The 13,020-nt window shown below is 66.9% G+C and carries 12 protein-coding genes and 2 tRNA genes; 3 read left to right on the forward strand and 11 right to left on the reverse strand.

The window, feature by feature from the left end; genetic code table 11:
* Positions 1-4: 4 nt before the first annotated feature.
* The 4 genes from EVC45_RS11650 to EVC45_RS11665 form a co-directional block, all read right to left on the reverse strand.
* Positions 5-1,606 carry a phospholipase D family protein gene (locus EVC45_RS11650; RefSeq protein ID WP_129958274.1) on the reverse strand — a complete coding sequence of 534 codons (1,602 nt, stop codon included), beginning with the start codon at positions 1,604-1,606 and terminating at the stop codon, positions 5-7.
* Positions 1,607-1,865: 259 nt separating this feature from the next.
* The gene (locus EVC45_RS11655; RefSeq protein WP_129958147.1) at positions 1,866-2,825 is read right to left on the reverse strand and encodes a bile acid:sodium symporter family protein; all 960 of its coding nucleotides are present in this window, start codon (positions 2,823-2,825) and stop codon (positions 1,866-1,868) included.
* A 335-nt stretch (positions 2,826-3,160) separates the two neighbouring features.
* Positions 3,161-4,576 (reverse strand): MATE family efflux transporter, encoded by a 1,416-nt coding sequence (locus EVC45_RS11660; RefSeq protein WP_129958148.1) that lies wholly within the window; start codon positions 4,574-4,576, stop codon positions 3,161-3,163.
* 285 nt (positions 4,577-4,861) lie between these two features.
* The gene (locus EVC45_RS11665; protein ID WP_013090085.1) at positions 4,862-5,080 is read right to left on the reverse strand and encodes an RNA-binding S4 domain-containing protein; all 219 of its coding nucleotides are present in this window, start codon (positions 5,078-5,080) and stop codon (positions 4,862-4,864) included.
* 325 nt (positions 5,081-5,405) lie between these two features.
* Here EVC45_RS11665 and EVC45_RS11670 point away from each other — a divergent pair, with 325 nt between their 5' ends.
* The 3 genes from EVC45_RS11670 to EVC45_RS11680 all read left to right on the forward strand — a co-directional run bounded on the left by EVC45_RS11670 (position 5,406) and on the right by EVC45_RS11680 (position 8,571).
* On the forward strand, positions 5,406-5,924 hold the full coding sequence (locus tag EVC45_RS11670) for a hypothetical protein (RefSeq protein WP_129958149.1): 519 nt from the start codon (positions 5,406-5,408) through the stop codon (positions 5,922-5,924).
* Between the two features lie 91 nt (positions 5,925-6,015).
* Positions 6,016-6,279, forward strand: a complete 264-nt coding sequence (locus tag EVC45_RS11675; RefSeq protein WP_129958150.1) for a hypothetical protein — start codon at positions 6,016-6,018, stop codon at positions 6,277-6,279.
* 153 nt (positions 6,280-6,432) lie between these two features.
* Complete coding sequence (locus EVC45_RS11680) at positions 6,433-8,571, forward strand: ATP-dependent helicase (protein WP_129958151.1); 2,139 nt, start codon at positions 6,433-6,435, stop codon at positions 8,569-8,571.
* Between the two features lie 89 nt (positions 8,572-8,660).
* Here EVC45_RS11680 and EVC45_RS11685 read toward each other — a convergent pair whose 3' ends face one another.
* From EVC45_RS11685 to EVC45_RS11715, 7 genes are all read right to left on the reverse strand, one after another.
* A complete protein-coding gene (locus tag EVC45_RS11685; RefSeq protein ID WP_129958152.1) occupies positions 8,661-9,428 on the reverse strand; it encodes a DUF4088 family protein in 768 nt (255 codons plus the stop codon).
* Positions 9,429-9,767: 339 nt separating this feature from the next.
* Positions 9,768-10,091 carry an AzlD domain-containing protein gene (locus tag EVC45_RS11690; RefSeq protein ID WP_129958153.1) on the reverse strand — a complete coding sequence of 108 codons (324 nt, stop codon included), beginning with the start codon at positions 10,089-10,091 and terminating at the stop codon, positions 9,768-9,770.
* Positions 10,088-10,849 (reverse strand): AzlC family ABC transporter permease, encoded by a 762-nt coding sequence (locus EVC45_RS11695; protein ID WP_129958154.1) that lies wholly within the window; start codon positions 10,847-10,849, stop codon positions 10,088-10,090. Before EVC45_RS11695 ends, EVC45_RS11690 begins: the two co-directional genes overlap by 4 nt.
* Before the next feature lie 314 nt (positions 10,850-11,163).
* Complete coding sequence (locus EVC45_RS11700; protein WP_129958155.1) at positions 11,164-12,006, reverse strand: AraC family transcriptional regulator; 843 nt, start codon at positions 12,004-12,006, stop codon at positions 11,164-11,166.
* 122 nt (positions 12,007-12,128) lie between these two features.
* On the reverse strand, positions 12,129-12,605 hold the full coding sequence (locus tag EVC45_RS11705) for a CreA family protein (protein WP_129958156.1): 477 nt from the start codon (positions 12,603-12,605) through the stop codon (positions 12,129-12,131).
* A 160-nt stretch (positions 12,606-12,765) separates the two neighbouring features.
* Positions 12,766-12,841, reverse strand: a tRNA-Asn gene (locus tag EVC45_RS11710).
* Between the two features lie 63 nt (positions 12,842-12,904).
* Positions 12,905-12,980: transfer RNA gene (locus EVC45_RS11715), tRNA-Asn, on the reverse strand.
* Between the last annotated feature and the right edge of the window lie 40 nt (positions 12,981-13,020).

Below are 13,020 nucleotides of genomic sequence, written 5' to 3' on the forward strand. Positions count from 1 at the left end.
CTTCTCAAAGTTCCGAGTTGACAGGCAATAAGGAGAATAGACCCGTTAGCGCGTTCCGGTAGAAGCCGGCCTGCGGATCGAAAATGTAGGTGCGTGTCTGGCCGTTCTCGACGTCGGTCCAGACGAGCGGCGACAGCGGCGCGCCGATCGAGCGCAGGTAGGCGAGCTGGGCCGGGTCGGCGAGCGTCACGTGGTAGCTCTGATCGGGCTGGGTGGCACGTTCGAAGATCTTCGCGACCTGATTCGCGAGTTCGGGGCTGTGGATCACCAGCGCGAGCTCGGTGTTCAGATTGGCCGAGCGCGGGTCGAGGTTCATCGAGCCGATCACCAGAATCTGGTGGTCGATCACATAGGTCTTCGCGTGCAGGCTCGCGCGCGAACGCGAGCCGACCAGCCCCACGGTCGGTGAATCCTGGTGCGACCTGAATTCGTATAGCTCGACGCCCGCCTTCAGCAGCGGCACGCGGAACGGACTGTAGCCGGCCTGCACGGCGACCGCGTCGGTGGCCGCGAGCGAGTTGGTCAGCACCGCGATGCGGATGCCGCGATGCGTGAGCTCGCCGGCCGCCTGCACGCCGGAGGCGTGCGGCACGAAGTACGGCGACACGATCAGGAAGTCGTGCTGCGCATCGTGCATCAATTCGCGCAGCCGCGCGAGCGGCGGGCTCACGTAGTCCGGCGACGGATGCTCGATTTTCTCCGGGAGGTCCGCCCTGAATTCCGCGCTCGCCCACGTGAGTCCAAGCTGCTCGCTCGTGATCTGCGCGGCGAGCGGCGTCGCGTTCAGCGGTTTCGCGTTGTAGGGATCGGCGTTGGTGCGCCAGTGCTGGCGCAGGTCGTCGCGCGTCTGGTCGAGTTCTTTCGGGTCGAACTTCTGCTTGTTCAGCGCGCGCAGCGGATAGGCGAGGTCGCTGTTCCAGTAGTCGTCGAAACTCGCGGAGACGTCGGCGACGATCGGGCCCGCCGCTAGCACGTCGAGGTCGCGGAACTGCAGCGTTTCGCTCGCGCTGAAATATTCGTCGCCCAGATTGCGCCCGCCGACGATCGCCAGCTGGTTGTCCGCGATCATCGCCTTGTTGTGCATGCGGCGCGTGAAGTGGCCGATCTGCGTGAACACGTTCGCGGTGCGCTCGAACATGCCTTCCTGCGCGCTGCCGAACGGATTGAACACGCGAACCTCGATGTTGTCGTGCGAGTTCAGTCCCGCCATGGTGCGGTCGATGTCCTTGAAGTTCAGATCGTCGACCAGCATGCGCACGCGCACGCCGTGATCAGCCGCGTACAGCGCGGCGCCCAGCAGCAGCTTGCCGGTGGTGTCCTCGTTGGCGATGTAGTACTGCATGTCGAGGGTTTTGGTCGCTGCGCGGGCGAGCGCGATGCGCATCTGCAGCGCGTCGGTGCCGTTCGACAGCACGCGGAATCCCGACTGCTGCGGATGCTTCGCCTCGAGCGGCGCGAGGGCTTCGCGCAGCGGCGTGTCGGCGCTGGCCGGCAGCGCGTGCGTGAGCTGGCGGTCGAACGCGGTGGCGGGCGGCTTCGTCGCGCAGGCGGTCAAAAATGCCGCCGCGCAACAGAGCAGGAAAAATTGCCTCGTTGTGCTGACTATCGAGCGGCGGCGCGCGGCCCGCCGATGTTGTTCGAATTGGCCCTGCACGCTGTTTTCCCCTTGTTTTGCAAGCTTTTCGCGTGGCGACAGCAAAGGCCTGCACGCGCTGTCGAGAAAACCATTCTAAGGGAATTGGGGCGCGGGTTCGTCGTTCGTCTGCAATCGCCGCGGCGTGGTGGGGAAGTGCGGCGGGTCGGTCGGAAGGGCGCCGCGGTTCGGTGATCCATCACCTGCTGCGAACCGCGGCGCAGACGCTAGATCAGACGCGTTCGGCGCGCAGCGCACGCTCGCCATCGGGATGCGTCGAGCCTTTCGCCGGACGACCCGCCCACACGCCCGCGAGCAGCGAGCCCGACAGGTTGTGCCAGACCGAGAACAGCGCGCCCGGCAGCGCGGCGATCGGCGTGAAGTAGAGCTTGCCCAGCGTCGCGGCGAGACCGGAGTTCTGCATGCCCACTTCGATCGCGAGCGTACGGCAGACGGCTTCGTCGAAACCGAGCAGACGGCCGCCCCAATAGCCGCCGAGCAGGCCGATGCCGTTGTGCAGCACGACGCCGACCATCACGACGAGGCCCACCGACGCGATGCTCTTCTGCGTGCCGCCCACCACCGCGCCGATGATCAGCACGATCGCGACCATCGACACGAGCGGCAGGATCGGCTCGATCTTGCGCACGAGCTTGCCGAACAGATGATTGACGACGAGACCGACGACGATCGGCAGCGCGACGATCTGCAGGATGCTCATCAGCATGCCGTGCACGTCGACGACGATCGACGCGTCGACGTAAAGGCGCGTGAGCAGCGGGGTCGCGAACACGCCGACGAGCGTCGACAGCGCGCTGATCGTCACCGACAGCGCGACGTCGCCGCGCGCGAGATAGATCATCACGTTCGACGCGGTGCCGCTCGCGACGCTGCCGACCAGCACCATGCCGGCGGTCAGGTCGGGCGGCATGCGCAGCGCCTTCGCGATGACCCATGCGGCGAGCGGCATCACGAGGTAGTGCAGCACGATGCCGGCGATCACCGGCGCGGGGCGCGAGAACACGCGCAGGAAATCGGCGGCCGACAGCGTGACGCCCATCGCCAGCATGATGATCGTGAGAAGCGTGGTGACGTGCGGCGCGACGCCGGAAAACGAGGCCGGCGAGAAGTACGCGGCGACCGAGACGAGCACGGCCCAGAGCGGGAACAGGCGGGTGACGCGGGCAAGCATGGCGGGTGGTCCTTGGTTATGTTGTGTCGCGAGAAAGCGTGGGGCGCGCTGCGGCGCGGCCGGTGTCGGCCAGCGTTGTGGCGTTTGCGGCACCGCGCGAGGCGGCTACGGCACGCGCTGCGGCGAAAGCGCGGCAAAAACGGGCGGCTGATTGAAGCCGCACGCGACGCGAGCCATGGTGAGTGAGCGGCGCCGGTCCGGCGCCCGCCTTGGTGAGGCACGCCGGCGTGCGGTTTCGTGGCGCGGGAGCGCGGGTTAGCGCTCGCACGCCGCGGCGGCGGCCATTTTACCTTTTACAGGGAGTGCTTCAGGAGTGGGGCTTGCCGCTACTTCGCTCAGACCGAGCGCACGGGCGGCGTGGCGGCTGGCGCTGTCGGCGCCAGCCGCCGGCTCAGCCTGTGAAAACGCAGCGTCATCAGCAGCGCGACGCTCGCGAGGCCCGCGGCGAGCCCCCACCACAAGCCGCGCGCGCCGAGGCCGGCGTGAAACGCGAGCAGATAGCCGGTCGGAAAACCGATCACCCAGTAGCCGAACGCGGCGGCGATCATCGGTATGCGCGTGTCTTTCAGGCCGCGCAGACAGCCGGAACCCACCGCCTGCATCCCGTCGACGATCTGGAAAATCGCCGCCACCCCGAGCAGCGAACTGGCGAGCGCGATGGTCGGCGCGTTGGCCGGGTCGTCGAGATGCAGGTATAGACCGACGATCCAGTGCGGCGCGGTGATCAGCACGAGACCCGACATCGACATGAAGCCGACGCCGAGCGCGAGCGCGACGAAGCCCGCGTGACGCGCGGCGAGCGGCTGACCGGCACCGGCCCAGTAGCCGACCCGCACATTGGCCGCCTGGCCGATCGACAGCGGCACCATGAACGCGACCGACGCGACGTTCAGCGCGATCTGATGCGCGGCCAGCTGCGATTCGCCGAGCAGGCCGACCATCAGGCCGGTGGCGAGGAACAGGGTCGACTCGACGCCGTAGGTGATCGCGACCGGCCAGCCGATGCCGAACAATTCGCCCATCAACGGCAGCTTCGGCCGCGTCGCGACGACGAAATGCCGGAAGCGCGGCCGCAGATGCAGCAGCGCCATCAGCACGAGCGCGGTCAGCCAGACGGTGATCGTGGTCGCGGCCGCCGAGCCGAGAAAGCCGAGCCGCGGCAGTCCATACGCGCCGTGAATCAGCCCGTAGTTCAGAAAGCCGTTCACGACGACGCTCACGATCGACACCCACAACAGCCGCCGCGCCGCGCCGATCGCCGGCAGGAACGAGCGCATCAGGCCGACCCCGATCAGGCTCGCGGGTGCGCCCCAGCGCAGCACCGCCGCGTACCGGCCGACGTTGTGCGCGAGCAGGCCCGGCTCGCCGAACGCGAGCAGGATGTGCGACGCGAACGACAACAGCACGAACGCCGGCACCGCCAGCAGCACCGACAGCACGAAACCGGTCCAGTAGATATGCGGCACGCGGCCGTCGTCCTGCGCGCCGCGGGCGTGCGCGACGCTCACGCTGACTGAGGTCAGCACGCCCTGCAGCAGCGTGACGACGACGAAAAAGAGGTTCGCGCCGAGGCCGCCGGCGGCGAGCGCGTCGGGGCCGAGCGAGCCGAGCAGGATCGTGTCGGTGACGCTCATCGCCATCTGCGACAGTTGCGCGATCGCGAGCGGCGCGGCGAGCCGCGCGGTGTCGGCCGCGTGGCGGGATAGGGTCGGCGGCCGGCTGGCCGCGCGGGCGAAGCTGGGTTGAGTCATCGAATGCCTGGCGGCGAAAGTTGGCGACAGCGGTGGTGACAGCAAGGCGCGGGCGCAAGCGGCGGCGCGTTGCATCGCGCTGAGCGCTCCGAGGGGCGGTGGAGCGGCGGGGCGGCGGCCGGGGAAAAACCGCGGCGCGGCGGCGAGCCGGTCAGCCGACTCCTCGCTCGTGGCGCGATCCGTCGTTTACCTGTCGAATCCGACAGCTTATTGCCTCGCCCGGCCAATGTCGATGGACAACGCACGATTCTGGTGCGCGCCGTCCTGCGAATTTTCGGACTACCGTCAGCCTTCGTGGACCGCGATCCGCGTGTCGCCGAGCAACACGACCTGGCCCGCGCGGATCTTGCAGGTCTTACGCGTCTCGACCCGGCCGTCGACCATCACGGCGCCATCCGCCACCATCATCTTCGCGGAGCCGCCGCTGTCCGCGAGGCCCGTGATCTTCAGCAGATTGTGGAGTTCGACGTACTCGCCGGTCAGCGTGAAATTGAGGTTGGGCATGGCGTTTGCACCTTGGGCACGGGGTCGCGTTGGGGGTTCGCATCATAAAGCAAGTGCATGCGGCGCGGCGGCGCGGGACTCCCGCGCAAGCAAATGAAAGAAGATGTTATTCAGTTGTCGGAAAGTGAAACGTTCCGTAACGCTGATCGCGCCAGATGAATTTCACTCCTAAAGTGCAGTTCAGCAGCAAAGCCCGCTGGCATTTCCGGGATCGCTCCCCGGCCACGTTCCAGCGACGCACAGACCGGGCGGGGCGCGTGGGCCATTCCGTCATCACGACGCCAGAGAGTCCGCCCGTGTCACAACAACTCTAGAGAGGATAGCCATGACCCAGATTCGTTCGCTCCTGATCGGTACCGCCCTCACTGCTTTTGCCGCGACGGCCGCCGTCGCGCAGACCGCGCAGCCGGCAGCAGGCCTCGGGGCTCAGGGGCAGATCCAGACCCAGGGCGCCGCCGAGATGGCGCCGCCGTCCGCGGCCGGCGCGCAGGGCATGCAGGTGCCGCCTTCGGCGCAAGGCATGCAGCAAGTACCGGGCGCGCCCGCCGCACAAGGCGTCGAGGCGCCGCCGCCGGCCCGTTTGACGGCTTCGGGCTCGACTGATCCGCTCGTGCAGAAGCGCGACGCCGACGCGAAGGCCAATGCCGAGTATCGCGCGGCGAAGAAGTCCTCGAAAGCGGAATTGAAGGCGCAGCAGAAGGCCGCGAAGGACCAGTACACGGCGCAGGTTCGCGGCGCGAAGCTGAACCAGAAGGCGGACAAACAGACCGCCAATAACGAAATGAAGATGAACATGGAAGGGCAGGCTGCCGCGCAAGCCGATGGCGCGGACGTCAAGCATTAAGCCCTGATCGATGGCGCGGCGCGTGGGTCTGCGAGGCCCGCGCGCCGCCGGCGCCTCTCGCTCAACCAGGTGTGCTTCAGGGAGATCTCAGATGAACATCAGCCATTCCAGCCGAAACCGCATTTACGCCGCGCTGATCGCGGCTTGCCTGTCGTCGGCCGTGTTCGCGCAGACTGCCGAGCCGGCCGCAGCGCCCGCCACGCATGCGGACAAGAAGGCCGCGAAGGAACAGGCGAAGGCCGACAAGAAAGCCGCGGTCGCCCAGGCGAAGGCGGACAAGACCAAAACCGACGCTCAGGCCGATGCCGACAAGGCCAGCGCCGATGCCAACGTGAAGGACGCGAAGAAGCAGTAGCGCGCGCGGTCTACCGGCGGGTGGACACCCGCCGTTCGGCGTTTGACCCGCTCACGTAGAAGCCTGAAAAAAGGGCGCTTGTCGCGTAGGGTTGTATGGATATACAGTGTGCGTCGCATCCTGAAAATCCATCCAACCCGCAAAATCCGATCAGTGTCCACCGTCGCCGAATCCGCTCCGTCGTTCGATACCGCCGCCTGGCTCGCGAAGCTCAACGACGCCCAACGCGAAGCCGTCGAATACGGAACCGACACGCCAAACGCGCTGCCCGGCGCGCTGCTGGTGATCGCGGGCGCCGGCTCCGGCAAGACCAACACGCTCGCGCACCGCGTCGCCAATCTGGTGGTGAAGGGCGCCGATCCTCAGCGGATCCTGCTGTTGACCTTCTCGCGCCGCGCGGCGCTCGAAATGACCCGCCGCGTGACGCGCATCACGGGCGTCGCGGCCACCACCGTCGGCGTCCGTGCCGCGCTCGCGCAAGGGTTGACGTGGGCGGGCACGTTCCACAGCGTCGGCGCGCGGCTGTTGCGCGAATACGCGGATCTGATCGGCCTCGCGCCCGCCTTCACGATCAACGACCGCGAAGACTCCGCCGACCTGATGAACCTCGTGCGCCACGAGCTCGGACTGTCCGCGAAGGAGCGGCGCTTTCCGGCGAAGGGCACCTGCTTCGCGATCTACTCGCGCGTCGTCAACACGGGCGCATCGCTCGGCCAGGTATTGGACAGCGCGTTTCCGTGGTGTCGCGAGTGGGAGGACGATCTGCGCCGGCTGTTCGCCGCGTACGTCGACGCCAAGCAAAAGCAGAGCGTGCTCGACTACGACGATCTGCTGCTCTACTGGTCGCACATGGCCGCCGAGCCCAGCATCGCGGCCGATCTGTGCGCGCGTTTCGATCATGTGCTGGTCGACGAATACCAGGACACCAACCGCCTGCAGGCGTCGATCCTGCTCGCGCTGAAGCCGGACGGCCGCGGCCTGACCGTGGTCGGCGACGACGCGCAGTCGATCTATTCGTTTCGCGGCGCGACCGTGCGCAATATCCTCGACTTCCCTACGCAGTTCGAGCCGCCCGCGAAGCAGGTCACGCTCGAACGCAACTACCGCTCGACCGAGCCGATTCTCGCCGCGTCGAACGCGGTGATCGAGCTCGCGAGCGAGCGCTACACGAAGAATCTGTGGACCGACAAGGCGTCGGCGCAGCGCCCGCGCCTCGTCACGGTCGCCGACGATGCCGCGCAAGCTCGCTACGTCGTCGAGCAGGTTCTCGAAGCGCGCGAGCAGGGCGTGAAGCTGAAGTCGCAGGCGGTGCTGTTTCGCGCGGCGCATCACAGCGCCGCGCTCGAGATCGAGCTCACGCGCCGCAACATTCCGTTCGTCAAATTCGGCGGGCTCAAATTTCTCGACTCGGTGCATGTGAAGGACGTGCTCGCGGTGCTGCGCTGGGCCGAGAATCCGCGTGACCGCGTCGCCGGCTTTCGGGTCGTGCAGCTTCTGCCGGGCGTCGGTCCTGCCACCGCGGCGAAGGTGCTCGACGACATCGTCGCACGCGCCGACGGCGCCGATCCGGTCGCGACCGCGGGCGGTGTGCTGGCCGCGTTTGCGGCGCCGGCGCGCGCGCAGGAAGACTGGCATCCGTTCGTCAAGCTGATGTCGAGTGTGTACGGGCGCCAAACGCCGTGGCCCGGCGAGTTCGAGATGGTGCGGCGCTGGTACGAGCCGCATCTGGAGCGCAATCACGAGGACGCCGCGATCCGTCACGCGGACCTGCTGCAGATGGAAAGCATCGCGGGTACGTATGCGTCGCGCGAGCGCTTCCTGACCGAGCTGACGCTCGATCCGCCCGACGCCACCAGCGATGAATCCGGCGTGCCGCTCATCGACGAGGACTACCTGATCCTGTCGACGATCCATTCGGCGAAGGGGCAGGAGTGGCGCAACGTGTTCGTGCTGAACGGAGTCGACGGCTGCATTCCGTCCGATCTCGGCACCGGCAGCGACGAGGAAATCGACGAGGAGCGGCGCCTGCTCTACGTGGCGATGACGCGCGCGAAGGAAGACCTGCATATCGTCGTGCCGCAGCGTTTTTACGTGCACAACCAGACGCATCTGGGCGACCGCCATGTGTGGGCGTCGCGTACGCGCTTCATCGCCACGCCGATGCTGCCGCTGTTCGATGCGTACGCATGGCCGCGCGTGCCGGTGGCGAGCGCGCCGAGCGCGGCGGGGCTCGCCGCCGCCGCCCAGGCGAAGATCGAGATCGCGGCGAAGCTCAGGAAGATGTGGGATTGAGCGGCTAGCGCCGCGAGTTGGAGGCGCGGCGCGGACAGGTGTAGCGCCGATCCGATGCTGGGCCGAGCGCCGCTCGGCCCAGCGGAAGTTCAGCGCGACTGCCGCTGCTGTTGCTGCGCGACCGGAGGCGGCGGCACGAAGAAATTGCGCAGCCATGCCGCGAGCCGCGAGAACACGTCGTACGGCTCTTCGACGAAAATCTCCGGCTTCAAAAGCCGCAGATACTCCATGATCTGCTGCGCCTCCTGCTTCTGGAACGTGCCGTGCGAAATGCCTAGCCGCAAGAGTCCACGCAACTCGCCGAGCTTCTCGCGCGCAGTGCTGCCCACGCTCGTCTCGCACGCGACCTTCGCCTCGTAGACGCGCTGGCGCAGCGATTCGACGAGCCGCCATGCCGGCGTCTGCATCACTTCCTCGAGCGCCTGGATGTCCTGCACCGTGCTCTTGATCTGCGCGGCGAGCGGGTCGACCAGCGTTGCGTCGCCTTCCGCTTCCTTGACGATCGCTGCGGCCCAGTCGCGGCATTGCTTGGCGAGTTCCTCGGGCGTCCATTCCGAGCGCGCCGCGAAACCGAAGCCGAACTCACCCGCCTGCCGCATCAGGATCGACACGACGTCCGGAAACTCCTTGTCGAGCGTGCGTTTGGCCCATGCGTACTGGCCGCCCTGCAGCATCCGCTGCACTGCGTGCTCGGTGAGCGGCACCATGTTGTCGAGCAGCTTCGCGCGCAGGAAATCCTCGAACGACGGCGTCGCGAACTGCGGATCGAGCTTCAGCGACACCCGCAAGAAGGCATCGAAGTCCTTGCGCAGCGACGCGACGGTCTCGTCCTTGAGCTTCAGGGTGATTTGACCCATGTGTTATCCCGTTTAATGCGGCCGCGCGCGGTGCGCCGTCGCGACATCGCCCGGTCACTCGCGGACCGAGGCGACGCGACGCCGGCTGCCGGCGCGCTTGATTCCAGCCTGTTGCCGCGTAACCAGCGGGACGACTCCCGATGAGCGGACCTCGACTGCATATCGGCGGGGTGGCGGGAAACTTGAGGGCGGCCCGGCGATGCGCGGGCGCTTTGGAGGGAAGCTTCGAGCGCTCGCGCGCCTGCGAACCGTCAGGAGGGGAGTGAGCGTCGCGGCCCGCGAAGCGGCGAGGTGTCGACGGACCGCTGATGAATCGAGGAGCGCGGAGGAAGGGTGCGCTTACTTCAGCACCACGCACTGCCAGAAGAAGAACACGCCCAGGCCGACTGCGATCGTCAGCAATGGCCTGCGTGTCAGAGCACTGACGACGATCGCGGCGAGCGCGCCGACCAGCTGCGGATTGCGCCAGGTCAATTCGGCGTTGTTGCCGTGCGGCGACACGGCCATCGGGACGATGATCGCGGTCAGTACGGTAACCGGCACGAAGCTGAGCGCGGTGCGCAAAAGCGGTGGGAACACCAGCCGGTCGCCGAGCACGAACACGGCCGCGCGGATCACCCACGTAATCGCGGCCATGCCGACGATCAGAACGACGTAGTTCATCGCGTGGCCTCCACGGGACGGCGCGCGCCGCGCAGGTTCAGACGCGACATCGACAGCAGCACGCCGACCGCGACCCCCGCGAACACGGCGCCGAGCAGGCCGAGCTTGTACGGCCATGCCTGCCAGAAGAACGCCAGCGTGCCGGCGGTGACGGCCGCCGCGAGATAGCGCAGCGCGACCAGTTGCGGCACGACGATCGCGATGAACGTCGCGACCATCGCGAAGTCGAGACCGAGCGACTGCAGGCCCGGGAAAGCCGCGCCGAACAGCAGGCCGGCGACCGTCCACAACTGCCAGTTCAGATACATCGCGACGCCGGCGCCGAAGAAGTAGTACGGACCGACGGTGCCCGGCTCGCGATGGCGGTAGTGCTCCCACGCGACCGCGAAGACTTCGTCGGTGAGCAGCGCGCCGAGCGCCCAGCGCCAGCGCTTGGGCAGATGCGCGACGTGCGGCGCGAGTGTTGCGCTATACAGCACGTGACGCAGATTGACGACGAGCGTGGTCGCCCAGATCACGGCGAAGCTCGCATGCCCTGCGATCAGCCCGAGCGCAATGAACTGCGCGGAGCCCGCGAAGACGACGAGCGACATCAACTGGCCGTGCCACAGATGCAACGGGCTGGATGTCACGAGCGTGCCGAAAATGACGCCGAACGGCGCGGCGCCGACCATCATCGGAATGATGTCGCGCGCGCCGGCGGCGAATTCTTTGAGATGCCCGCCCCGGGTGGGCTGGCCTTGGGTGGATTCGGTCAATCTACGCCTCCTTGATTTCGGAAGCATAGCGGCTGACCGGCGTTCGGACTTGTACGTTCTTGCGGCGGGGTTGCGGGTGGGGTTTCTTGTGGGATGCGCGGGATTGCTGATGAATTGCTGCCGGGTGGGTGGATGCCTCGCGGGATGACAGGTGAGTTGCGGATGGGATTGCTAGTGAGTCGCGGCTGGGACGCCGCCAGGCGGTGGTGAATGGCTGATGAAGGACTTGTGGAGGACTTGTGACCTGCTGGCGGATCTCGGCGGGACCCGCCTGGCGCACGGTGCAGCGCCGGCGCCATTGGCGCCGCATGACGCTACCCGCCGCGCTGCGTTCCTTGCCATTGACCGGGAGGCACACCGAACATGCGCCGGAAATGCCGCGTGAAATGGCTCTGATCGGTGAAACCGCTGGCGGCGGCGACGTCGGTCACCGGGACGCCGGCGCGCAACGGCGCGAGCGCGCGCTGCAGGCGCACCTGATTGCGCCACGCGTGCGGCGGCAGCCCAGTCGACTGCGTGAATAGCCGCGCCGCGTGGAACGGCGACAGCCCCGCCGCCTTCGCGACCTCGGCGAGTGTCACCGGCTCGACGAGATCGCCGGTCAGTCGCTCCTGCATCAGTGCGACGCGGGTGTCGTCGGTAGCGGCGCGCGCGGAGGCGGGGCGCGTCTGCGCGTAGCGGACCAGCAACGTGGACAGTGCGTCGAGCATCGCTGCTTCGGCGGCGAGCGCGTCGTCGCCGGCTTCGAGCAGGCAGTGGGCGTGCGCGAGCCGCGTCGCGAGATCGGCATCGCGGATCACGCCGGGCGCGAACCACGGCAACGCCTGTGGCTTGCCGGCGACTTCGTCGGCCAGCGCGCGGAGGAATTCGACCGGCGCATACATCACGCGATATCGCCAACCAGCCTCGACCGCCTTGGACCCCGTATGCAACTCGCCCGGATTGATGACCGGCACGCTGCCCGCTTCGGCAACATGGTTCTCGCCGCGATACCGATAGCACTCCGCGCCCGCGACGATCACCGGGATCGTGTAGGCGTCGTGCCAATGCGGCGCGAACTCGTGGTCGTGATATTCGGCGGTGAGCAGGTCCGCGCCAGGCAGAAGCGGCGTGCGCCAGTAGCGGGCGGAATCGCGGAAACGAGGGGTGGCGGTCATGACAAGAGTCCGGCTGGACCGGTCAGTTTAACGCGTCGTGGGCGGGGACGGCGGCGGGCGCGCCCCGCGCGCGGCGCGTGAAGCCGCGTGCCGGTGATGCGATCAGTTGCCCTGATTCGCCCTTATTTGACCGGAATCGTCGTGCCGGGCGGCATCGGCACGGCGCTTACGCTGTTTTTCGCGCTACCGCTGACGACGCGATCGCTGTAGGTCAGATAGACGAGGGCGTTGCGCTTCGTGTCGACCACGCGCACCACGTGCAGCGACTTGAAAATCAGCGACATGCTGACCGAGAACACGTCGTCCTTCTGCTTGACGGGGCCGGTGAAATGCAACTCCCCGACCTGGCGACACGCGATCGACGCCTCGGTCGGATCTTCGGCGACGCCGAGCGTGCCTTTGATGCCGCCCGTCCGCGCCCGCGACACGTAGCAGGTGACACCTTGCACGACGGGATCGTCATAGGCTTCGACGACCACTCGGTCCGAGCCGGTAACGTGAAAATTCGTGTTGACGCTGGCGATTTCTTCGCCGTACGCCGAAGAGAGCAGCAGGGCGCCGACGGCCGCGAGTGCGAAGCCTGACGAGATGGATTTCATGAGCGTGCCGGTTGAGTGTCTGGAGTGGGCCGGCGCCAGAGCGGGGCGAAACGTGCGCCGTGAAGCCGCCATCGTATAACGGCGCGTCGCAAGCGTGAGGATGTCCGTTGGGGCACAAAAACAAAAAGGCCCGCACGGATGCGGGCCTTTCAAATTTTTTTGGCTCCTCGACCTGGGCTCGAACCAGGGACCTACGGATTAACAGTCCGGCGCTCTACCGACTGAGCTATCGAGGAACAGCAGTACAACTTGATCTACATAAAAAAAACCCGTCTTGGTTAACGGGCTTTTGCAATTCTTGGCTCCTCGACCTGGGCTCGAACCAGGGACCTACGGATTAACAGTCCGGCGCTCTACCGACTGAGCTATCGAGGAACAGCAGTACAACTTGATCTACATAAAAAAAACCCGTCTT

The sequence above is a fragment of the Paraburkholderia sp. UYCP14C genome, from assembly GCF_004197395.1.
GTDB lineage: Bacteria > Pseudomonadota > Gammaproteobacteria > Burkholderiales > Burkholderiaceae > Paraburkholderia.